The following is a 20,815-nucleotide window of genomic DNA, read 5'->3' as shown; positions in this document are numbered from 1 at the left end:
TGACCGCCGGCCTCCGCGAGTGTCAGAAGTGCACGATGATGTCGGCCGATCCGATCACCGCGTAGCTCTTGGTCGGCAGGATCCCGGCATTCGAATTGCCGTTGAACGCCAGCGCATCGAGCGCCTTGTAATAGCTGACCTCCGGACGCACCTCGATCTGCGGCGACCACCAGTGCTGCCAGCCGATGCCGGCTTCGACATAACGGGTCTTGACCCCGGTACGCTGGCCCTGCTGGTCGTCGAAGTATTCGCCGCGGAACGAGAGGTTATCCAGCGGCGTAAACTTGTAGTTCAGGTACGCCAGGGCGGCGAACACGCGCGCAGTACATGTCAGCTCGTTGGGATTGCTGCACTGGGCGAGGAACGGCGAGTTGAACGGCATCTGCTGCACGCCGAACGGATATCCGCTGTTGGCAACGATGCCCGCCGGATCGGCCGCATTGAGCACCTTGCGCTGCGACAGGGTGTAGGCCTCGACCGAGAGATGCCACTGATCGTTGAACTTGTGATAGTACGTAGCGCCATACCATTGCAGATTGTTGTAACCCCACGACCCGTTGTTGATGCCGTCGGCGACGATATTGAGGCTGTCGTTGCCGCTGTCGCTGGTCAGGCGGATGCCCGCGGTGATCGACGGCTGCGCGCCGGGATCCTTGAGCATGGTGGAATCCGGGAACACTGGATTCGGGAACGGGTTGGCGATGCGCGCGCCCACATGCCACGGCATCGCCTCGGTGCCGGTCACCACGCCGAACTGGAAGATGACGTTCTTGGTGGCCGCAAGGGTCGCCTGGATGCCGGTGTTGGTATAGTTGTCGAACGTATATGTCATCGAATGCGAGTACATATAATTGTTCGGCGCGAGCTGCGCTTCGATGTCCGGAACCGAGATGAAGCGGCCGACGCGGATGTTCAGGCCTTCCAGGACCTGCGGAATGAACACCTCACCATAAACCATCGGCATGTCGAAACCGTTGACCGAATTGTTCTTCAGCAACTGGTTGCTGAACAGTCCGTAGGCGGTGGTGTAGCGATAATTCTCGCCGTAGATCGCCGAAACGCGGAAGCCCCAGTCGATGTGATCGCGCTGCACCGTGTCCGGCAGGCGCTCGAGATAGATCACCGCCTGATCCAGCTGAACGGTGTTGGGCGTATAGCTGTAGGCCGCCGGCGCGTTGCCACCCGGCCTGACCGAGTTGGTGCTGAGATTGCCGCCGGCGTTGATCCAGCCATACACCTGGATATGCGAATCGGCCATCGCCTCGCCGACACCGGTGTGCGCGATCGCATTCATCAGCGGGCTGTCGGCCGAACCCGGCCGCGTCACCCCAAGATTGGTCGTGCCGCCATAAGGCCATTCAGTGAACGGCATCGGCGGCGTGGTCTGCGGCGTCGGCGGCCATTCGGCACGACGCCCGGCAGGCGCCTTCGGGTCCGACGGCGCGGCATCGTGGCCCCATTCGAGCTGATAGTATCGGAAGAAGCGTCCCAGCACGTCGTCACCGAGATATGCGTCCAGACAGGAATAATTCTTGTACGGATCGCAATAACCCGGCGCTTTCACCGGCATGGTGCCGAGATCCGCCGCCTGTGCGCTCGCGGACACGGCCAGCGCAGCCGCGGAGGCGCCCACCAATAGAATCTTTTTCATGACTAACCCCGTTGTTGCGGCGCATCCCCATTCTGGCGCCGCTTCGATTCCTAAAAATCGGTAAGGTCAGTTTTCTGAGGCGGGCAGGAAAAAATCGATACGCGCGGGCATCGGGAAACATTAAAAAAAGATATCGCGGTTGCGGCTGTGAGCGCCGACTGCACAGGAAAGAGCCGGTTGCACATAACGATGATGAAATTTCGAGCGAGAGTCGCGGCAGCATTGTGACACGCCGCACCACGATCGAGACCGAGTTCGAACACGTTTGCGCCGGCGTGTCGCGGCATCTTGATGGCGGCATCCGACACCGACGACTCCACCAGAGTGTGAACCGATCGACTCGAAATTCACCATTCACTACCGCGAAGTGACGCGCGAAAAGACCGGCATTCAAAGGCTAAAAGTACTGAATGGCGGATGACGACCAACAGATCTCACGCGCCGCTGTCAGGCTCGCCGCTGCATCCATCCGAATCGAGAACAGGATGCCGGATCATCGGATCATACCCCACGCATCATGCGGCAATCCCATGAGCGGTGCGGATCGTCGACACACATTATCTTTGTATGTGTTGTCGAAACGCATCATCTCGCCGCGCACGGCGCGGCGAATGCAACCGCACAATTCCAAATGATATTTTTTTTCTATGGTTTCGGCAAAAATTGTACATCGAAACCATATCACCGGACAAATTACACTGCTCCGCAACAAGCGCTATTCGACCGCTTGCCGCGAGACACACTCATGCACGTCATATCGAAAATGGATTCCGGCGCGAGAAAGCATCGAGCTGCCCGGGCTGCTCCCATCGTGGAATTCAGCTTCATCCCGGACACGCTGCGATCGCAATGCCGCAACCTGATTCAGACGTTCCACGCCATGCACGGATACTCCTGCCTGCCGAACATGCTATGGAAGGCGGGCTTGAGCGGCTTCATCGAAAAGCATCGCAACCTCAACGACGTCTTGCGAAAGGCGAGCACCACGCGAAGTGCGCGGCAGGCCAACGACATGTTCGTGACGATCGCGACGGAAATTCTGTCGCTGGAGGTGCTGGCACGTGAATACGCCAACTGGAGCGCCGTGCTTCCGGCGGCCAAGACCATCGCCACCGAGATGCTGGACGCAAGCACGCCCACGACGCGCACCTGGCTGATGGAGCACTATCTCTATCCGCCGCGTTACAACAGCCCAGCGGTGACCATCACCCTGCCACTGGTCCCCTCCCCGCTCGCGAGCACTGCTGCGCCCGATCGGCCGCCCAGGGATTCGCATGAGGACCTGCACGAGGACCCGCACGAGACGACGTCCTTTCGCGACATCGTTCTGGCCTGTCGCAAAGAAAGTCAGGCGCGACAATCCCGAAGCGCGCCGACGCTCGTGAGCCAGGATTTCTCCGAACGTTGACGAAGTCGCGCTCCGACGGACAGCCGAGCGTCGGTTGAGCTCACGGTGACAGAACTATCTTTTGGTGTAAGAACACGCGCCGGAAGCGGATTTCCTATTATTTCTTTATTTCTTGTCGCCGGCTTCAATATGGATTCTCTATGGCAATTCAAGAGAGGTTCGTTGCGCCGGGACAACTAAAGGCAACGTCAGGACAAACATCGAGCCGAAGTCATCCGCTCACGACCGATATCGGCGGAGCGGTCATTGAACGGCTGCTCGATTGGGTTCGGCGGCACCATCTGCGAGAACAAGGTCGAAAATTGCGATCGACGCTGTTCTGGCTTTTGCCGGAGCCGGGACCGTTTCACGGTGCCCTTAGCGAGATCAGAGACTTGACCGTCGACCCCACCGCCCACGCAACCAGCGGCGCGACAACGGGCCATCCGGCCGGCATGCGGCCGGCGCGCGCGCGCCGCTTGTGGCGCCGCGCCTGCAGCGGCACGCCTGACGTTCTGATGGCCATCCTGTTCGTGGCCATCGCGACGGTCGGGCAGTTGCTGCTGTACACAACGCTGCCGCTCAATCTGGTTCCGATCGTCTACCTGATCCCGGTCGTCGTTGCCGCCACGCGCTGGGGCTTCTGGCCGGCGACAACTGCCGCGATCGCAGGAGCCGCCGCGGCCGATTTCTTTTTCTTTCCCCCTTACTACAGCTTCCGGATCGACGACCCACAGGAGGTGGTCGACTTGCTGCTGTTTCTGTTCATCGCCGTGGTCAGCAGCAACCTTGCCGCGCGCGTCCGCCGCGAAGCCGATATGCTGCGCCGGCGCGAGCAGTACATCCAGAGCCTCTATGAATTTTCGCGGCAGCTGGCGCTATGTTTCACCGTCAAAGACCTGGTCATCGCGATCCATAATTATGTTTCGAACGCACTGGGCCAGCGCGCCGCGTTTGTCGCCTCCGACGACGACGTCGTCGGATCGCTCGACGACAGGACCCTGCCAACGGATATCCGGCGCGAGGCGATCGCCATGATCGCGAGCAACGATCTGCAGACTCGCATCACCTTCGATGGCATCGCGCAGACGTTCTGGATTCTCAAGGCGGTGTCCTCGGAGGCGGTGAATCACGGCGTGATCGCGGTCGACATCGGCGACAACACGCGTGCGACCATCGACGAGGATACCAGGCGCGTCGAGACCGTGATCGAGGAAGCCGCGTTGACGCTGTCGCGCATCGATATCGGCAGGGCAATGGATGAAGCCCGCCTGCGGCTGCAGGGCGAACTGCTGAAGGACGCCCTGCACGGTATCGTTTCGCACGAACTGCGGACGCCGCTGGCGTCGATCCTGGGCGCCGCCAGCGTCCTGAACGCGACGCCAGCGATCCAAAGCAACCCAACGATCCATTCCCTGGTCGACGGCATCCACGACGAGGCCAACCAGCTCGACGGCTTTTTACGCAACCTGATCGACGCCTCGCGGGTGACGACGCACGGCGTGCGGCCGCGGATCGAATGGGTCGATCCCGCCGACATCGTCAATGCCGCGATCAAGCGCAAGGCACGGCCGCTATGCCAGCATCAGGTGCGCGCCCAGTTCGGCGACGAGTTGCCGCTGATCAAGGTGGATTGCGTGCTTGTCGAGGAAGCCTGCGGGCAGCTTCTCGACAATGCCGCGAAGTACTCGCCGGCCGGCTCCACCATCAGCGTTGTCGTCCGCGCGGAGGCTGGCCGCGTGGTGTTTTCGGTGCTCGACGAGGGCGCCGGGCTAACGCCGGAAGAAAAAAGGCAGCTCGGCCGCCGCTCGTTCCGGGGCCAGCGCCACCTCAATTCCGTCCCAGGCTTCGGCCTCGGCCTCTGGATCGCATCGGCGTTCGTCAAGGCCAACGGCGGCAGCCTCGACATCGCGAGCCGCAGCCAGACCCACGGCACCATCGCGTCAATTCAGTTCCCGGTGGACCAAGAGGCCGCATCCGACCTGGCGATGTCGGCGCATGAGTGATCCCGTCAACACCGTCCTGGTTGTCGATGACGAACCGAAGATCCGGCGCTTCCTCCGGGCCGGCTTCGAGCTGCACGGCTATTGTGTGATCGAGGCCGAGACCGGCGCGGACGGCCTCAAGGCCGCGATGTTCAATGCCCCGGACCTGATCATCCTGGACCTCGGCCTGCCAGACATGAATGGCGACGACGTGCTGGAGCGGCTGCGCGGCTGGTCGAACACGCCGGTCATCATGCTGTCGATCGAATCGGACGAAGCGGAGAAGGTCCGGCTGCTCAAGTGCGGCGCGGACGACTATGTCGTCAAACCGTTCGGCATCGCCGAACTGCTCGCGCGCGGCGAAGCGGCGCTGCGCCGCTACTTCAAGACCCGTACGGAAAGCCCGATCGTCGTCGCTGGTCCACTGACCATCAATCTGGTCTCACGCAGCGTGACCGTCAGTCAGAGCAAGGTGAAGCTGACGCGAAAAGAATACCGCCTGCTGCACATCCTCGCGACCCATATCGGACTCGTGGTGACGCACGATCAACTTCTCAAGGAGATCTGGAGCGCCAATCAGCGAGACAACATCCAATATTTGCGTATTCTGGTCCGCAAATTGCGCCAAAAGATCGAGATCGATCCCAACCATCCCCGGCTGCTCGTCACTGAATCCGGCGTAGGCTATCGCCTGCAAACACCATCCGAGGATCGGCATGACGACTGCCGGCAGCCCCAGAACATGGATATCTGACGGCCGACGCTACCATTTAAACCATGAGCGTCACTGCCTACTGGGTCCCCTCAGCGACTCGGCGTAGCCGAGTCGCTGAGGTCAAGCCGGGGGACGACACTGAGAGGGACGAGCAGCTTCGGTTCACAAATGATGAATCTTAGCGCCCACGGGCACCAGTCCAGCGATGCCCCGGAGGCCTTCACGACGTCGGCCCACTTCGCGCCCTCGGACTTGATGAAGGCGGCGAACTGTTCGGGCGTCTCCGGGCGGGGCTCGCCGCCGATCTGCCGGATCTTGTCGCTGACCTGCGGATCCGCGAGGGCCTTGACGACGGCCTCGTTCAGCTTCTTGACGATGGCGGGCGGCGTACCGGCCGGCGCGAACACACCGAACCGGGATGTCGCCTCAAATCCGGGAAGCCCTGATTCATCGGGCGTCGGCACGTCGGGCAAAGACGGCGAACGGGTCTTGCAGGTCACGGCGATCGGCCGCTCCAGACCGATCCGGCGGTACCCCGCTGCGCCGTCGATGGCGAAGTTGTGAACGCAGGGCACTTGTCCCCTGCTCCATCCGCGTGGGACATGTCCGGTCATGGCTGTTCGCCGCTTGCTCAGTTGTGTGTTCGCCGTCCTGGTGACGGCGGGCCTGGTTTTGGCGCCGCTGGCTCTGCCGGCGGCGGCGCAGCGGCTGTCGCCCACGGCGATGATGCCGATGGCGGACATGACGGCGGACGCGTCCGATGCTTCCGCGATGATGGCCGACATGCCCTGCTGCCCGGACCAGCAGAAAAACAACGGCTGCCAGGATTGCCCGCTGATCGCGATCTGCATGCTGAAGGTGCTGCAGGCCGGCCCGTCCGTTGCGGCCAGCCCGCAAAAGCTGATCATTCGCGAGACGCTTCATCCGCACGATGATGTGGTGGCCGACGGCTTGACCCGGCCACCGCCCGACCAGCCCCCTCGATTCCTCGCCTGAGCCGGCCGCCGGCCGGATCGTTGCCGCCTGCACTGATGTGCGCGCGGCCATACGCACGTCATGTGCGTTCCCAGGATTCGAGGATTTAAAAAGATGTATTCACTGAAACGCGGGCGCACGCTGCAGGCAGCGCTGATGACGGCCGTCACCCTGAGCTCCGCTGTCACTGCTGCGACCACGGCGCGGGCCGAGATCAAGAACTATGAATTCCAGCTGGTCGAGACCGTCGTCCAGCCCGGGCCGGACCGGATCGTTTCGGTCAAGCTGATCGACAAGACCACGGGCAAGGCGGTGCCGGACGCGGTGATCTTCGCCACCCGGCTCGACATGGCGCCGGACGGCATGCAGGAGATGGCCACCAAGGTGACGCCGATGCCGGGCGCCGAGCCGGGCACCTACAAATTCAAGGCGACCTTCGGCATGGCCGGGCGCTGGCAACTGTCGCTCGGCGCCAAGGTGCAGGGCGAGACCGGCACGGTCGACACCAAGCTCGTCATTACGGCGCAGAAATGAAGCGCGCCGCTCTCATCAGCACCGCCGCCGTTGCGATGGCCGCAGCGGCGGCCGGCAGCTTCATCGTCTGGCATCCCTCGCATCACGTGCCGGCTGCGATGGAGATCGTGACCCGGGCGGCGGCCGAGGATGGCCGCGCGACGCTCTATTACCAGCATCCGGATGGCCGGCCCTTCTATTCGCTGACGCCGAGAACGACGGCGGACGGCCGTGCCTTTCGCGCCGTGCCGGCCGGCGCCGATCTCAACTTCGACGACGCGGATGCGCCGCCCACACCAGCGGCGGCGTCAGCGACCGAGAGCAATGCACCGCGCAGGATCAAGTACTACCGCAACCCGATGGGGCTTGCGGATAGGTCGCCGGCGCCGAAAAAGGATTCCATGGGGATGGACTATATCCCCGTCTATGAGGGCGACGACACTGACGACGGATCGGTGAAGCTGTCGCCGGGCAAGATCCAGCGCACCGGCGTGCGCTCCGAGCCCGCGGCACGGCGCGTGATCCGCACCGTGGTGCGCGCACCGGGCACGATCCAGCTCGACGAGCGCCGCGTCTCGGTGATCGCGATGCGTGCGGAGAGTTTTGTGCAGAAGATCGCCGACGTCACCACCGGCTCCCGGGTCATCAAAGGGCAACCGCTGATGGAGATCTACAGCTCCGCCATCGCATCCGCTTCCGCCGAATACATCGCGACCATCAATTCCCGAACCATCGGCAGCGTCGAGCAATATGGCCGCGGCTCGCGGCAGCGGCTGATGAATTTCGACGTCCCCGACGCCGCGATCGCCGCCATGGAGACAACCCGCACCGTGCCGGTCACGGTGCAGTGGTCGGCGCCACGCGACGGCATCGTGCTGGAGCGCAATGCCGTGGAGGGCATGCGCGCACAACCGGGCGACGTGCTGTTTCGGGTGGCGGACACCTCCGTGGTGTGGGCGATGATCGATGTGGCCGAGCGCGATCTCGGGACCATCGCCAGAGGACAGCCGGTCACGGTGCGCGCGCGCAGCTTTCCGGGCCGCACTTTTCGCGGCAGCATCGCGGTGATCTATCCGCAGGTGAACCGCGACACCCGCACAGCGCGGGTGCGGATCGAACTGCAGAACCCGGACAGCGCGCTGCTGCCCGACATGTATGTCGATGCGGAGATCGACACCGGCTCTGCCGCGGCCGTGCTCGCGATTCCAGACAGCGCCGTGCTGGACACCGGCACGCGGCAGGCGGTGTTTATCGCCAGGGGCGAGGGACGGTTCGAACCGCGCGCGGTCAAGCTCGGCAGTCGCGGCGACGGTTATGTCGAGGTGCGCGAGGGCATCACCGAGGCCGAACTCGTGGTGATGTCGGCGAATTTCCTGATCGATGCAGAAAGCAACCTGAAGGCGGCGCTCAAGGGATTTTCCGAGGCCGGCGCGCCTGCCCCTGCGGATCCACAATCACAAGAGACATCTATGGGAGCCCGCCCATGATCGGCCGCCTGATCACCTGGTCGGCGCGCAATCTGCTGCTGGTGCTGTTCGGCACCGGCTTTGCGGCTGCGGCCGGCCTCTATGCCCTGCTGCATTTGCCGCTGGATGCGATCCCCGACCTCTCCGACACCCAGGTGATCGTCTACACCGAATATCCGGGACAGGCGCCGCAGGTGATCGAGGATCAGGTCACCTATCCCCTCACCACCGCCATGCTGACGGTGCCGAAATCGAAAGTGGTGCGCGGCTTCTCGTTCTTCGGCGTGTCGTTTGTCTATGTCATCTTCGAGGACGGCACCGACATCTACTGGGCGCGCTCGCGGGTGCTGGAATTCCTCAATGGCGCTGCGTCGCGGCTGCCGGCCGGTGTCGCGCCGACCATCGGCCCGGACGCCACCGGCGTCGGCTGGGTTTATCAGTACGCAGTCATGTCGAAGGAACTCAATCTCTCCGACACCCGCGCCCTGCAGGACTGGAATCTGCGTTTCGCTCTGGCCAAGGCGGAGGGCGTGGCCGAGGTGGCGAGTGTCGGCGGCTTCGTGCGCCAGTACAATGTCATCCTCGATCCGCAGCGGATGCGCGACCTCGGCATCAGCATGGCGAAAATGCGCGACGCCATCCGCGCCAGCAACGCCGATGTCGGCGGCCGCACGGTGGAATTGTCCGAGTTCGAATACGTCATCCGCGGCAAAGGTTATCTCAAGAGCATCAACGATCTCGGCAATGTCGTGCTCAAAACCAGCAACGGCACGCCGGTGCTGCTGCGCGACGTGGCCCGGGTCGAACTGGGACCAGACGAGCGGCGCGGTTTCGCCGAGCTGAACGGCGAAGGCGAGGTGACAAGCGGCATCGTGCTGCAGCGCTTCGGCGTCAATGCCCTTGACGTAATCGACAATGTGAAGAAGCGGTTTGTCGAGATCGCCAGCAGCCTGCCGAAATCAGTCGAGATCGTGCCGGTCTATGACCGCTCCAACCTGATCCATGCCGCGATCGAGACCCTGAAGCGCACGCTGCTCGAGGAAAGCCTGATCGTGGCGCTGGTGTGTTTCGTGTTCCTGCTGCATGTGCGCAGTGCGCTGGTGGCGATCCTGATGCTGCCGGTCGGCGTGCTGATGGCGTTCGGCGCCATGAAGCTGCTGGGGCTCGGCTCCAACATCATGAGCCTGGGCGGCATCGCCATCGCGATCGGCGCCATGGTGGACGCGGCGATCGTGATGATCGAGAACGCCCACAAGCACCTGGAGCGCGCCAAGCCCGGCGACTCCCGGATCGACGTTCTGATCGCCGCGGCCTCCGAGGTCGGGCCCGCGCTGTTTTTCAGCCTGCTGATCATCACCGTGTCGTTCATGCCGATCTTCACCCTGGAATCCCAGGAGGGGCGGCTGTTCAGCCCGCTGGCCTTCACCAAGACCTTCGCCATGGCGGCCGCCGCTTTGCTGTCGGTGACCCTGGTGCCGGCGCTGATGGTGATGTTCGTGCGCGGACGGATCGTTCCGGAGCACAAGAACCCGATCAACCGATTCCTGATCTGGATCTATCGCCCGGTGATCCGCGGCGTGCTGCGGGCGAAAATTCTGGTGATCGTGCTGGCTCTGGCGGTGCTGGCCGTGACCGTGTGGCCGGCAAGCCGGCTCGGCACCGAGTTCATGCCGAACCTCAATGAAGGCACATTGCTGTACATGCCGACCACCCTGCCCGGCATCTCCGTGACAAAAGCCGGCGAGCTGCTGCAGATGCAGGATCGCATTATCAGCGCCTTCCCCGAGGTGGCCTCGGTGTATGGCAAGGCCGGCCGGGCCGCGACCGCTACTGACCCTGCGCCATCAGAGATGTTCGAGACGCTGATCAACCTCAAACCCAGGGAGCAATGGCGGACCGGTGTCACCATCGACAGCCTCACCGCCGAGATGGACAAAGCCCTGCAGTTTCCCGGCGTCTCCAACGCCTGGACCATGCCGATCAAGGCGCGCATCGACATGCTGTCGACCGGCATCCGCACCCCGATCGGGGTCAAGGTGATCGGCACGGATCTCGTCGAGATCGACCGGCTCGCCCGGCAGATCGAGCAGGTCCTGAAGGCGGTGCCGGGCACGTCGTCGGCTTACGCCGAACGCGGCCTCGGCGGCTACTACCTCGACATCACGCCGGACCGCGCCGCGCTCGCCCGTTATGGCCTGATGGTGCAGGACGTGCAGGATGTGATCGCGACCGCGCTTGGCGGCCAGACCGTCACCACCACGGTGGAAGGGCGCCAGCGCTTCACCGTCAACATGCGGTATCCTCGCGACTTGCGCAGCGATCCCCAGGCGATCGCCCGCGACGTGCTGGTGTCGATGCCGAACGGCGGCACGGTGCCGCTTGGCGAGGTGGCGACGGTCGTGCCCGCGCGCGGGCCGAGTTCGATCCGCACCGAGAACGGCCAGTTGGCCACCTACATCTATGTCGACATCCGCGACCGTGATCTGGGTGGATACGTTACCGAAGCCAAGGAGGCGGTGAAAGCCAGCATCGCCTTCCCGGCGGGTTATTATGTGATGTGGAGCGGCCAGTATGAATATCTCGAGCGTGCCACGGCCAAGCTGAAGATCGTGGTGCCGGCGACGCTGGCGATCATCTTCCTGCTGCTCTACCTCAACTTCCGCTCCCTGACCGAGACCCTGATCGTGATGCTGTCGCTGCCGTTCTCCCTGGTCGGCGGCCTCTGGCTGATGTGGTGGCTCGGCTTCAACCTGTCGGTTGCCGTTGTCGTCGGCTTCATCGCGCTGGCCGGTGTTGCGGCCGAAACCGGCGTGGTGATGCTGATCTATCTCAACCAGGCGCTGGCGGCGACCGAAGCGCAGTGCACGGCCGAACGTCGGCCGCTGACCCGCGGCGATCTGCAAGACGCCATCATGGAAGGCGCGGTGGAGCGGGTGCGGCCGAAGATGATGACGGTGGTCGCCATCATGGCCGGGCTTTTGCCGATCATGTGGAGCAGCGGCACCGGGTCCGAGATCATGCAGCGCATCGCGGTGCCGATGATCGGCGGCATGATCTCCTCAACGCTTCTGACGCTGATCGTGATCCCCGCGATCTTCGCCCTGATCAAGGGGTATCGGCTGCCGCACCGTGACCAAGGGCCGGCGACGCGGGATGACGCAATCGTCGAGGCTGCACACATACGGGAACCTGCTGAATAAGGTGGGGCCAACCGGGTTTCGGGAGTCCCACGATTTTTATCCGTTTCGCATCGGCGGCTGTAACCAAACCGGCTGGACCTGCGAACTAACAGATTGCACGCGCATGACGACCACGGAAACGGACCTGAAAGCGCTGATGCTGGCAAGCCTGCAAGGTGACGCGGCATCGCACCGCACATTGCTCGAACGGTTGAGCCGCCGTCTGCGGGCCTATTACAAAGGCAAACTTGCCGGCATTGGCAGAGGTGCGTCCGAGGCTGAGGATCTGGTTCAGGAAGCGGTGCTGGCGATCCACATCAAACGGCACACTTACAACCCGGCTGAGCCATTGACGCCCTGGGTGCATGCGATCGCGCGCTACAAACTGATCGATTGTCTGCGTCGGACTCGCACCTCGCGCGCTGACGTGCCGATCGACGAGGCCGATGAGGTCATGGCGCACGACGATCATATCGGCGCCGAAAGCACCTTCGATGTCAGGCGGTTGATGCAGCAGTTGCCACAGAAGATGCAATGCGCCATCGAGGCGGTCAAACTCGACGGGCTGAGCGTCGCCGAGGCGGCCAGGAGGTGCAGCCTCTCGGAGTCGGCGGTCAAAGTGAACATTCACCGTGGGCTCAAGGCCCTGGCGGCCTTGATCGCCCGGGAGACCCCTGCATGAAGACGGATGACCTCGTGACCGCGCTGAGCGCGCACGTCGAACCGGTCGATCACCGATGGGTGGGCCGCAGGATGGGCATGGCCCTTGCCGCGGGAGCCGCCATGGCACTCGGCCTGATGCTCGTCGGGCTCGGTGTCCGCGCCGACCTGATGACCGCACGCGCCGTGATGTTTCTTGCTTTGAAGCTCGCATTTGCGGCCGGGATCGTCGGTTTGGCATCGGTATGTCTGATACGGCTGGCGCGCCCCGGCGGCGAGCGACGAACCTCGTCGATCCCAGTCGTCCTGCCGTTTGCCGCAGTCGTGCTGCTCGCCGCAATCAGCCTCGGGCTGACGCCGTCTTCGCATTGGGACAAGATGGTGATGGGCGAACAATGGCTCGAATGCCTGCTTTCGATTCCGGTGATCGCGATCGTTCCGTTCGCCGTCATGATGTGGGCGGTGCGCCAGGCGGCGCCGACCGATCTCCGCCGGGCCGGAGCTTGCGCCGGTCTCGTTGCCGGTGGCATCAGCGCATTGGCCTACGCGCTGCACTGTACCGACGATTCCCTGCCGTTCGTCGCCGTCTGGTATGGCGGCACGATCGTCCTGTGCACGCTGACGGGCGCGATACTTGGACCGCGGCTGTTGCGATGGTGACGCGGATTCGTGCTTATCTTCAAGTCGGCGTGAACATGTAACCGACGGACGTTCGGCTCCGAACTCATCTTAAGAAGCGCATATGACGCGCTTCCTAAAATGGAGCCGAACCATGTTGAAGAAAAGCCTTCTCACGATGTCACTTTTGCTGCCGCTGGCGGCGATATCGGCAACGGCCCAGGCGGGCTCGACCATCACCGACAAAAGCTATTGGCCGAATGAGGCCAGGCCAATTGCCTATGATGCCGTCCCGCAGGTCGACCCGAATTCTGCATTTGCATCGACTGTCACGGCCCCCCGATCCACAGCCGTGCCGCGGACCGACGAAGTTGGCAACGGACCGCGCTATCACGGCGGTCCGAAATCTCAATGACGCTGATACGCACGCAATTGCTGCGCCGACACGAGCTGCGGTGCAGATCAATCACCGCAACTCTTTCGCCGTGACTGTTCCTGCTCCGGGGAGCCCGCGCATTTCTGTGAACGAGGCTCAAGGCAACGAGAGCGGCAATGCTTAGCCCCGACGATACGATAAGCACGCGGCCTCCCAAGTGATCAATCAACAAGCCAGACATCAGCGGCGCCAGGTGCCTGACATCGTCAACACAGCCGGCGAGGATGCTCCAGAGCTAGAGCTCCCGTTCCGATAAAATCGAAACGGAAGCTCCAGCTTTTTGTTTTGACGCGTTTTCTCCGCGCAAACGCTTCGCGTTTGTCGCGGGGGAACCGGTATCCACTTTGCTGGAAAACGCTTTAGGTCGAGCGCCGGAGAATCACAGGAACCAGCAGAAAGGATTCTCTGCCAGGACCGGTATGAATGGTGGTCTCGCCGCCGAAAATACTCATCGGCCGATCCAGCGCATCGTCGTGAAGCCATGGACCGGCCCCACTGTAAAGCAGGCCTTCATTCGCCGACGGACGGCTGAAGTCGTGACCACGGATGTCCAACGCCAGGCGATATCCGGCCGGCAACACGATACAAGTCGGCCAGATTTCAACATCCAGCTCATAGATCTCCCCTGGGGTGAGCGGCTGCTTCTCATCATGGGTGTGATACGGCTGAAACGGCGTGGAGCGCTCCTTGCAAAGCTTTCGATGTGACGCGCGCAGCCAGCCCTGCGCCAGCGGCGTATGCGGATCAACCGTTCCCTGAAACTCGACCTCGCGCCCGTCGGGCGAAAACGCCTGCAGCGTCACAAACATATCCGCGTCTATTGTTGATGACGACACGAAGAGCTTCAGCGCCAGAGGCCCGGTGATTTCCGTTTCCTCCGTCAGCGGTGGCGACATCCAGCGCAGGCTCTCGACCGCAGCAGCGAACGTCGCTTGCCCCTCCTGTTTGGGAGCTTCCCAGGTGAGCGCCCCGGCCCTGGCATCAAGAAACAGTTTCGTCCATGCCGTCCCCGACAGCGGCCATTCGTTCTCTTTCCGCAATTCGACCTGGTCGGTAAATGGCTTGCGCAGGTTGAGCCATACGCGGGCCTCATTGCCCCAGCCATTGGCCTCTCCTTTCAGAAAATGGTCGAAGAACCTCTTTTGCAGCTGCAATCCATACTCGAGATAGAACCATTCCTCGTGGCGACCGGGATGGCCATCGAGCCATTTCTGCTTCGAGGCCGCATGGGTGAACGCCGCGAAATTTCCGCGCGGATGCAGACCGAAGCCCGCCCAGCTTGCCGCGCTGACGAATGGCGTGATCACCTTGGACCAGTCCGGCGAGCGATTCCGATACCAGCGATCGTCCATCTCGCGGGCGCGCGCATTTGCCAGCGTATCAAAACGGTTCGCCGCCAGCTGCGACTCCGACAGCTTCTCGGGTCCGCTCGACGACTGATCGAGCCACGGATCATGCGGTGCCGTCGGATTGCCGTGCTGGACCGAAAGCACCTGGCGTGGATACCAGCTCTCGATGAACTTGTTGGAGAGAATGCCGCCATGGCGAAACACATCGCGATAGCTGTCCGCCGCGCCTTCCCAGGGAATCATGGCGGTGAGATGCGGAGGCTGCAGGGCGGCCACCCACCATTGATTCATGGCGTAGTAGGAAATCCCGTTCAGCCCGACCTTGCCGTTCGACCAGTCCCGCGTGCCCCCCCATTCGATGGCATGATAGAAGTCGAGCGTTTCCCGCTCGGAGAAAATATCAAGAGTGCCGGGAGAACGTCCGGCGCCGCGGGAGTCGACACGGATGACAGCGTATCCCCACGCCACCCAGATTTCGGGATCGACGGTTTCCCAGGTCAGCCAGCGGTGTTTCGAGCCGGCCAGCAGATCCGGATGGTTCTGAATCATCCAGTCCCAGCTGTGCTTGTAATGGTGATCCTGGTAGGTGACGCCCTTGCCGTAAGGGCCCATGGTCATGATCACCGGCACGGGCTCCGCCCCGTCGGGACGATAGATGTCGGCCCGAAGCTCCAGCCCATCGTCCATCGCGATGGCCACATCACGTTCGATGATCATGGGATTTCCTTCCGTTCCAGGGATGCTGCGATAAGGGGCTGATCGGTGTTGGCCACGAGCGCCGCAGTTACTTTGCGGCCGCGCACAGACAGGCGACAGCGAGCTGCGTCAGCACCATTTCCTCCACCCTTGATTATTTGGCGCGCACCTTGATGTCCGCGCTGCTGGCCGAGATGAGCAGCAATCGTGTTATATTTGAAATGGTAATTTCTGATCGCAGCCATAGCGAACCATGATATCTAGATGGACATGACCCCCGACGTGGACCTCATCTCCCTTCGTTATTTTGTCGAGATCGCCCGTCAGCGCAGCTTCTCGCGAGCGGCGATATCACTGGGCATTGTTCAGCCCGCACTCACGCGGCGCATCAAGCTCTTGGAAGACCATCTGGGCCTGGCGTTGTTGACACGGCACCGGCGCGGGGTGGAGCCAACCGCAGCCGGTCTTCTTGTGCTTGAACGCGCGGAGCTCATGCTGCGCATGGCGCAACAGCTCGAAACCGAAGTGCGCTCACAAGGAACTGACCCCGTCGGACACGTGGGATTTGCCTTTCCGCCATCGGTCGGCATCCTGTTCGTCGGGAAAATCCTGTCGGAGTGCGTCGCGCGTTATCCCCGCATCAAGCTCTATTTGCACGAGGACTTTTCCCCGGCCGTGCGCGACGGCCTGCTGTCCGGCCGCGTCGATATCGGCATCATGACGTCAGAGCTTCAGCATCCGGATCTCATCGACGAACCCTTGTTCAAGGAATCCATGTGGCTGATCGCGAGGCCCCAGGACTGGCCGTTCAAATCGCGCCGGCTCAAGCCGAGCCAGCTCGACGACATCCCGCTTGTGCTCGGCAGCTTCACGCGAGAGATGCTGGAACGGCTGCAGGCCCGATCGAAGTTTCGCCTTCGCGTGGTCGCGGATGTGGATTCATTTACGCTGGTGATGGAAGCGATCCGCGCCGGTGCCGGATTTGCCGTCGTGCCGTCATCGGCCGTGGGCCGCCAGTTGAGAGAGAAAGAGTTCGTCGGTGCGCCGATCGAAGGTCTCGAAGTCACGCGAACTCTGTTTCGTCATCGGGATCGGCCTCCGACCCGCGCAAGCCTTGTTGTGACGGAGCTGATTACCGGACAGGTATCACGCCTGGTCTCCTCGCATCCGGGCACGTTTCGTCGGTTCGTTTCGCCGTCGAAGTGAATATGTGGCGCAGTAAGATCCGCCCCAGGAACCGTCCATCGGTTTATGGGTTCACAATCTCCATGCGTGCATGACTTGGAATCAACGCATAGTCATGACAGCGTGGTATCGATCAACACCCGCAGACGGTACTTAGCCAATTAGCCAAGGGAAGGACACGCAATGACCGTAGCCAAGAACACGATTTGCCTGTGGTACGACAAGGATGCGGAGGCTGCGGCCCGCTTCTACGCCGAAGTTTTTCCCGACAGTGCCGTGACCAGCGTGCATCGCGCGCCCACCGACTATCCCGCCGGCAAGGCGGGCGACGTGATCACCGTGCAGTTCACCGTCGCCGGAGTTCCCTGTCTCGGCCTCAACGGCGGTCCGATGTTCAAGCAAACCGAAGCCTTCTCGTTTCAGATCGCCACCGACGATCAGGAGGAGACCGATCGCTACTGGAACGCCATTGTCGGCAATGGCGGCCAGGAGAGTGCATGCGGCTGGTGCAAGGACAAATGGGGCATCTCCTGGCAGATCACGCCGCGCGTGCTGACGGAGGCGCTGGCGATCGGCGGCGATGAAGCCAAACGCGCCTTCACGGCCATGATGACCATGACGAAGATCGATGTCGCCGCGATCGAGGCGGCCCGGCGCGGGTGATGTAGTCATGTAGGGTGGGTTAGCGCAGCGTAACCCACCATTCTCTCGCTCCGCGTTCCATGACGGTGGGTTACGCTTCGCGAACCCACCCTACAGACTACCTACTCGGCAAAGCCACGCTTGAGCCGTGGCGCAGCGAAATCGAGAAACGCCCGCACCTTGATCGGCAGGAAACGGTTGGCCGTGTAGACGATATTCACCGGCAGCGATGCCGGCTGAAACTCGTCCAGCAGCGTCGTCAGGGCGCCACGTTCCAGGGCGGCCTGGAAGTGATAGGCATAAGCGGACGTGATGCCGATGCCGGCACAGGCGGCATCGCACGCCGCTTCGGCGCTGTCGATCACGAGCCGCGGCTGCACCGGCACGGCGACGGTGGTGTTGTCCCTGACGAAGGTCCAGACGTCGGGCGCCACGAAACCCACATAACTGATGCAGTCATGGCCGGCCAGCTTGTCCGGCGTGCGCGGCGTTCCGCGCTCAGCCAGATAGGCCGGGCTGGCGCAGACCACGCGGCGCGTGGTGCCGACCCGGATCGCCATCAGGCTGCTGTCCGGCAGCGCGCCGATGCGCAGCCCGATATCGATCTGCTCCTGAAACAGACTGAGCACGCGATCGCTGAGGATCAGGCGCGCCTTGATGTCCGGATAGAGCTTGAGGAAATCCGTCAGGATCGGAATCAGGAACGTGCGCCCGAGGCCGATCGGCGCCGTCACGGTGAGTTCGCCGGTCGGCGCGGCATATTCGCCGGACGCGATGCGCTCGGCCTCGGAGACATCAGCGAGAATGCGCTTGCATGCCGCGACATAGGAGCTGCCGGCATCGGTCAGCACCAGCTTGCGGCTGGAGCGGTTGAACAGCTTGGTGTGCAGATGGGACTCGAGTTCGGAGATCCTGCGGCTGACGGTGGCGAGCGGCGTGCTCAATCGCCGGGCGGCGGCGGACAGGCTGCCGGCCTCGACCACGGCCAGGAAGGTCGACATCGCGTCCAGGCGATCCATCGATCCCTCTTCCATAATCCGGAAGGATAGCTCCCGAGTTTGCCATATCCCGGCAGACGTCGGAAGGCGCTGGGACGCACAAGCCGTCAAAACAGTGAAAACATGCGAAATTTCGGCGGTTATGGGGCGTTTAACGTTCTAGCCTTCCAAAATTCGGGAGGGTTGCTTCCACATCCGCCCCCTTGGTGACGCCGGCTTTCGGCCCTAGCTCAATGGCATGAGTGTTGCAGTGCAACACGAGACGATGCGGCGCAAGACCCGCCGCACAGAGCATCAGGAGCGAAAGATGGGCGAGGTTATCCGGTTTGTTTCAAAGTCCGAGCGCGAGCGCATCCGCCTCATTCGGGATGCCCGCGCGCTCTACGACAACATCTTTCCGTCGACCGATTCCGAGCAGCGGGACAATTCGGTGAGCGTCACCGGCGGCGATCGCAACGACGGCGGATCGCTGTCGTGATCAAGATCATCGCCGTACTCTGCAGCCTCGCCGCGCCGGCCGATTGCCACGAGCAGACCGTCACAACCTCGGACTTCGCGGAGATCTCGATGCAGTCATGCATGATCGGCATGCCGCAGCTGGCCGAATGGATGAAGCAGCATCCGTCAGAGCGCCTCGCCGCCTGGCGCTGCGTGATCGGCAAGCCGGATGGGCGAAAGGCTTGAGGGCGGAAGGCGACTTTCGTTAACGACAGCGTGTATCGCCCGCGCCCCTCGAGCCTGTTATATTTAGCAGCACAGTGACCGGAGCCGTCGCATGTTCGCGCTGATGCTTGCTGCAATCCTATATCTCACCCTCATTTCTATGTGCGGGCGTCATACCGCGAGATATGCCGCACAGCGGGGACGCTCTCAGGCCATCTGGTTCATCTGGGGCGGATTGTTCTATCCTTTGCCCTATATCGTTTTGGCGCTCTTGCCACCGGTCGGCAAAGAGATGACGGTCTAAGTCCGCTTCACTCCGCCGCTCACCGCAATTTCGACAGCAGCACCAGCAGCGTCTCGCGCTCCTTGGCATTGAGCGGGGCGAGCGTCGCTTCGGTGATCTCGAGCGCGTTGGGCAATGCCTTCTCCACCACCAGCTGGCCGGCCTTGCTCAGGCTGACCAGCAGCCTGCGGCCATCGTCGGGATCGGGCCCGGTCTCGGTCAGGCCGCTGCCGATCTGCTCGGTGAAGATGGTGGAGTGACGCTGCGCTAACTAACCCACCCTTGTACGACAAGACCTTTATCGAAATTTGTTAGCTCTTGGCTCGGAGTGATATGGTTCTTGGCATGGACAATCGCACGCCGTCATTCCCCGAGCTCCCAGGATGGCATTTCAGCCTGACCGAAGTCTCCATGTGTGTTTACCGAGCCGAAGGACACCACGTCGACGGCCGCTCGGTAAGCCGTATGGGTCACGATTTGCCAATGCTAATCAGCGAGACCGCCGAAGATGCTCGGAATCTTCCTGAGAGAGGCAGCAGGCGGTAATATTCCCTCCGCTCACTATCAGCGCGGCCCAAAGTAGCCAGCCTTATCCATTCCAACAAGCGTCGCTATAAACACAACCAGTGCACAAACGAGCAAAACAAAGAGAAAGGACTCTCGGGTGGCGAGAGCCCTAAACGTGGTGCCAATGGAAAATATTGACGAACCAGGCCTGCGTGTCTTGCGCATCATTCGGTCTTGCAGGACGCCGCCGTAATAGAGGCCGCGAAAACAAGAATCGTGGCGAGGATCAAGACCGTGTTGCGCATGTTTATCGTCTTGTCGGCAACACCAAAGAGGACGGCTACAAGCCGAGAGCATTGCTAGGCCAAACCAATTCAGCACCTTAGCCCAATCGAGGGAGGGCTGAAAGGCTCAGCACGCCAAAGCTTACTTCGCTCCCGCGCCGACCGGCCATCACCGCAACTTCGACAGCAGCGCCAGCAGCGTCTCGCGCTCTTTGGGGTTGAGCGGAGCGAGTGTCGTCTCGGTGATCTCGAGCGCGTTGGGCAGCGCTTTCTCCACCACCAGTTGGCCGGCCTTGCTGAGACTCACAAGCAGCCTGCGGCCGTCGTCGGGATCGGGGCCGGTCTCGGTCAGGCCGCGGGCGGTCAGGCGGTCGATCACGCCCTTGATGGTGGCGACGTCCATGGCGGTGATGCGGCCCAGTTGATTTTGCGAACAGGGGCCGGTCTCGTACAGCTTGATCAGCGCGGTCCATTGCGTGGGCGTCAGGCCGCTGCCGATCTGCTCCATGAAAATGGTGGAGTGGCGCTGCGACACCTGGCGCAGGACGAAGCCGATCTGCTCCTCGAGCACATAGGCCGGCCGCGTGGTCTTTCGCGGTTTCGGCGAAGCGGCCTTGCTCATG

The 20,815-nt window shown here is 62.4% G+C and carries 20 protein-coding genes and 1 pseudogene; 15 read left to right on the top strand and 6 right to left on the bottom strand.

Going from position 1 to position 20,815, the window contains the following annotated elements:
- Positions 1 to 22: 22 nt before the first annotated feature.
- Entirely contained in the window at positions 23 to 1,651 is a 1,629-nt protein-coding gene (locus RS897_RS18460; protein WP_315837946.1) for an outer membrane beta-barrel protein, read from the bottom strand.
- A gap of 763 nt (positions 1,652 to 2,414) precedes the next feature.
- On the opposite strand from RS897_RS18460, the gene RS897_RS18455 reads away from it, so the two are divergent.
- The 3 genes from RS897_RS18455 to RS897_RS18445 all read left to right on the top strand — a co-directional run bounded on the left by RS897_RS18455 (position 2,415) and on the right by RS897_RS18445 (position 5,777).
- Entirely contained in the window at positions 2,415 to 3,059 is a 645-nt protein-coding gene (locus RS897_RS18455; protein WP_315837945.1) for a hypothetical protein, read from the top strand.
- Positions 3,060 to 3,433: 374 nt separating this feature from the next.
- Positions 3,434 to 5,044 (top strand): DUF4118 domain-containing protein, encoded by a 1,611-nt coding sequence (locus tag RS897_RS18450; protein ID WP_315837944.1) that lies wholly within the window; start codon positions 3,434 to 3,436, stop codon positions 5,042 to 5,044.
- Positions 5,037 to 5,777, top strand: coding sequence for a response regulator (locus RS897_RS18445; RefSeq protein WP_315837943.1), 741 nt, complete (start codon positions 5,037 to 5,039; stop codon positions 5,775 to 5,777). The genes RS897_RS18450 and RS897_RS18445 overlap by 8 nt, the downstream gene beginning before the upstream one ends.
- Positions 5,778 to 5,827: 50 nt before the next feature.
- Here the strand turns inward: RS897_RS18445 and RS897_RS18440 are convergent, their stop codons facing one another.
- Positions 5,828 to 6,352, bottom strand: a complete 525-nt coding sequence (locus RS897_RS18440) for a tripartite tricarboxylate transporter substrate-binding protein (protein WP_315837942.1) — start codon at positions 6,350 to 6,352, stop codon at positions 5,828 to 5,830.
- Here RS897_RS18440 and RS897_RS18435 point away from each other — a divergent pair.
- The 7 genes from RS897_RS18435 (at position 6,351) to RS897_RS18405 (ending at position 13,564) form a co-directional block, all read left to right on the top strand.
- Positions 6,351 to 6,734: a hypothetical protein gene (locus tag RS897_RS18435; protein ID WP_315837941.1), complete on the top strand. Its 384-nt coding sequence runs from the start codon at positions 6,351 to 6,353 to the stop codon at positions 6,732 to 6,734. The two genes, RS897_RS18440 and RS897_RS18435, sit on opposite strands and share 2 nt — an antisense overlap.
- Before the next feature lie 93 nt (positions 6,735 to 6,827).
- The gene (locus RS897_RS18430) at positions 6,828 to 7,247 is read left to right on the top strand and encodes a FixH family protein (RefSeq protein WP_407654510.1); all 420 of its coding nucleotides are present in this window, start codon (positions 6,828 to 6,830) and stop codon (positions 7,245 to 7,247) included.
- A complete protein-coding gene (locus tag RS897_RS18425) occupies positions 7,244 to 8,713 on the top strand; it encodes an efflux RND transporter periplasmic adaptor subunit (protein ID WP_315837940.1) in 1,470 nt (489 codons plus the stop codon). The genes RS897_RS18430 and RS897_RS18425 overlap by 4 nt, the downstream gene beginning before the upstream one ends.
- A complete protein-coding gene (locus RS897_RS18420) occupies positions 8,710 to 11,892 on the top strand; it encodes an efflux RND transporter permease subunit (protein ID WP_315837939.1) in 3,183 nt (1,060 codons plus the stop codon). Before RS897_RS18425 ends, RS897_RS18420 begins: the two co-directional genes overlap by 4 nt.
- A gap of 103 nt (positions 11,893 to 11,995) precedes the next feature.
- Positions 11,996 to 12,553 carry a sigma-70 family RNA polymerase sigma factor gene (locus tag RS897_RS18415; RefSeq protein ID WP_315837938.1) on the top strand — a complete coding sequence of 186 codons (558 nt, stop codon included), beginning with the start codon at positions 11,996 to 11,998 and terminating at the stop codon, positions 12,551 to 12,553.
- Positions 12,550 to 13,191 (top strand): NrsF family protein, encoded by a 642-nt coding sequence (locus tag RS897_RS18410; RefSeq protein ID WP_315837937.1) that lies wholly within the window; start codon positions 12,550 to 12,552, stop codon positions 13,189 to 13,191. The genes RS897_RS18415 and RS897_RS18410 overlap by 4 nt, the downstream gene beginning before the upstream one ends.
- Before the next feature lie 112 nt (positions 13,192 to 13,303).
- Positions 13,304 to 13,564 carry a hypothetical protein gene (locus RS897_RS18405; RefSeq protein ID WP_315837936.1) on the top strand — a complete coding sequence of 87 codons (261 nt, stop codon included), beginning with the start codon at positions 13,304 to 13,306 and terminating at the stop codon, positions 13,562 to 13,564.
- A gap of 380 nt (positions 13,565 to 13,944) precedes the next feature.
- Here RS897_RS18405 and RS897_RS18400 read toward each other — a convergent pair whose 3' ends face one another.
- Positions 13,945 to 15,651: a CocE/NonD family hydrolase gene (locus RS897_RS18400; protein ID WP_315837935.1), complete on the bottom strand. Its 1,707-nt coding sequence runs from the start codon at positions 15,649 to 15,651 to the stop codon at positions 13,945 to 13,947.
- A 243-nt stretch (positions 15,652 to 15,894) separates the two neighbouring features.
- Between RS897_RS18400 and RS897_RS18395 the strand changes: the two genes are divergently transcribed.
- Positions 15,895 to 16,836, top strand: a complete 942-nt coding sequence (locus RS897_RS18395) for a LysR family transcriptional regulator (RefSeq protein WP_315837934.1) — start codon at positions 15,895 to 15,897, stop codon at positions 16,834 to 16,836.
- 162 nt (positions 16,837 to 16,998) lie between these two features.
- On the top strand, positions 16,999 to 17,478 hold the full coding sequence (locus RS897_RS18390; protein ID WP_315837933.1) for a VOC family protein: 480 nt from the start codon (positions 16,999 to 17,001) through the stop codon (positions 17,476 to 17,478).
- 101 nt (positions 17,479 to 17,579) lie between these two features.
- Here RS897_RS18390 and RS897_RS18385 read toward each other — a convergent pair whose 3' ends face one another.
- Positions 17,580 to 18,476: a LysR family transcriptional regulator gene (locus RS897_RS18385; protein WP_315837932.1), complete on the bottom strand. Its 897-nt coding sequence runs from the start codon at positions 18,474 to 18,476 to the stop codon at positions 17,580 to 17,582.
- A 286-nt stretch (positions 18,477 to 18,762) separates the two neighbouring features.
- Here RS897_RS18385 and RS897_RS18380 point away from each other — a divergent pair, with 286 nt between their 5' ends.
- The 3 genes from RS897_RS18380 to RS897_RS18370 all read left to right on the top strand — a co-directional run bounded on the left by RS897_RS18380 (position 18,763) and on the right by RS897_RS18370 (position 19,422).
- Positions 18,763 to 18,933 carry a hypothetical protein gene (locus RS897_RS18380; protein ID WP_315837931.1) on the top strand — a complete coding sequence of 57 codons (171 nt, stop codon included), beginning with the start codon at positions 18,763 to 18,765 and terminating at the stop codon, positions 18,931 to 18,933.
- Positions 18,930 to 19,139 (top strand): hypothetical protein, encoded by a 210-nt coding sequence (locus RS897_RS18375; protein ID WP_315837930.1) that lies wholly within the window; start codon positions 18,930 to 18,932, stop codon positions 19,137 to 19,139. Before RS897_RS18380 ends, RS897_RS18375 begins: the two co-directional genes overlap by 4 nt.
- Before the next feature lie 91 nt (positions 19,140 to 19,230).
- Positions 19,231 to 19,422 carry a hypothetical protein gene (locus RS897_RS18370; protein ID WP_315837929.1) on the top strand — a complete coding sequence of 64 codons (192 nt, stop codon included), beginning with the start codon at positions 19,231 to 19,233 and terminating at the stop codon, positions 19,420 to 19,422.
- Between the two features lie 19 nt (positions 19,423 to 19,441).
- On the opposite strand, the pseudogene RS897_RS18365 reads toward RS897_RS18370, so the two are convergent.
- Positions 19,442 to 19,627 (bottom strand): annotated as a pseudogene (locus RS897_RS18365) (MarR family transcriptional regulator); the annotation flags it as partial.
- 734 nt (positions 19,628 to 20,361) lie between these two features.
- A complete protein-coding gene (locus tag RS897_RS18360; protein ID WP_315837928.1) occupies positions 20,362 to 20,814 on the bottom strand; it encodes a MarR family winged helix-turn-helix transcriptional regulator in 453 nt (150 codons plus the stop codon).
- Position 20,815: the final 1 nt, after the last annotated feature.

Source organism: Bradyrhizobium prioriisuperbiae, from assembly GCF_032397745.1.
Lineage (GTDB): Bacteria > Pseudomonadota > Alphaproteobacteria > Rhizobiales > Xanthobacteraceae > Bradyrhizobium_A > Bradyrhizobium_A prioriisuperbiae.
Note: the sequence above shows the minus strand (reverse complement) of the source record. Positions and strands in the feature narration are given on the sequence as shown.

Bases quoted from the DNA above. Each gene is read 5' to 3' on its own strand.
- RS897_RS18460 (WP_315837946.1), bottom strand. From the start codon at position 1,651: ATGAAAAAGATTCTATTGGTGGGCGCCTCCGCGGCTGCGCTGGCCGTG.
- RS897_RS18455 (WP_315837945.1), top strand. From the start codon at position 2,415: ATGGATTCCGGCGCGAGAAAGCATCGAGCTGCCCGGGCTGCTCCCATC.
- RS897_RS18445 (WP_315837943.1), top strand. From the start codon at position 5,037: ATGAGTGATCCCGTCAACACCGTCCTGGTTGTCGATGACGAACCGAAG.
- RS897_RS18435 (WP_315837941.1), top strand. From the start codon at position 6,351: ATGGCTGTTCGCCGCTTGCTCAGTTGTGTGTTCGCCGTCCTGGTGACG.
- RS897_RS18440 (WP_315837942.1), bottom strand. From the start codon at position 6,352: ATGACCGGACATGTCCCACGCGGATGGAGCAGGGGACAAGTGCCCTGC.
- RS897_RS18430 (WP_407654510.1), top strand. From the start codon at position 6,828: ATGTATTCACTGAAACGCGGGCGCACGCTGCAGGCAGCGCTGATGACG.
- RS897_RS18425 (WP_315837940.1), top strand. From the start codon at position 7,244: ATGAAGCGCGCCGCTCTCATCAGCACCGCCGCCGTTGCGATGGCCGCA.
- RS897_RS18420 (WP_315837939.1), top strand. From the start codon at position 8,710: ATGATCGGCCGCCTGATCACCTGGTCGGCGCGCAATCTGCTGCTGGTG.
- RS897_RS18415 (WP_315837938.1), top strand. From the start codon at position 11,996: ATGACGACCACGGAAACGGACCTGAAAGCGCTGATGCTGGCAAGCCTG.
- RS897_RS18410 (WP_315837937.1), top strand. From the start codon at position 12,550: ATGAAGACGGATGACCTCGTGACCGCGCTGAGCGCGCACGTCGAACCG.
- RS897_RS18405 (WP_315837936.1), top strand. From the start codon at position 13,304: ATGTTGAAGAAAAGCCTTCTCACGATGTCACTTTTGCTGCCGCTGGCG.
- RS897_RS18400 (WP_315837935.1), bottom strand. From the start codon at position 15,651: ATGATCATCGAACGTGATGTGGCCATCGCGATGGACGATGGGCTGGAG.
- RS897_RS18395 (WP_315837934.1), top strand. From the start codon at position 15,895: ATGGACATGACCCCCGACGTGGACCTCATCTCCCTTCGTTATTTTGTC.
- RS897_RS18390 (WP_315837933.1), top strand. From the start codon at position 16,999: ATGACCGTAGCCAAGAACACGATTTGCCTGTGGTACGACAAGGATGCG.
- RS897_RS18385 (WP_315837932.1), bottom strand. From the start codon at position 18,476: ATGGATCGCCTGGACGCGATGTCGACCTTCCTGGCCGTGGTCGAGGCC.
- RS897_RS18380 (WP_315837931.1), top strand. From the start codon at position 18,763: ATGGGCGAGGTTATCCGGTTTGTTTCAAAGTCCGAGCGCGAGCGCATC.
- RS897_RS18370 (WP_315837929.1), top strand. From the start codon at position 19,231: ATGTTCGCGCTGATGCTTGCTGCAATCCTATATCTCACCCTCATTTCT.
- RS897_RS18360 (WP_315837928.1), bottom strand. From the start codon at position 20,814: ATGAGCAAGGCCGCTTCGCCGAAACCGCGAAAGACCACGCGGCCGGCC.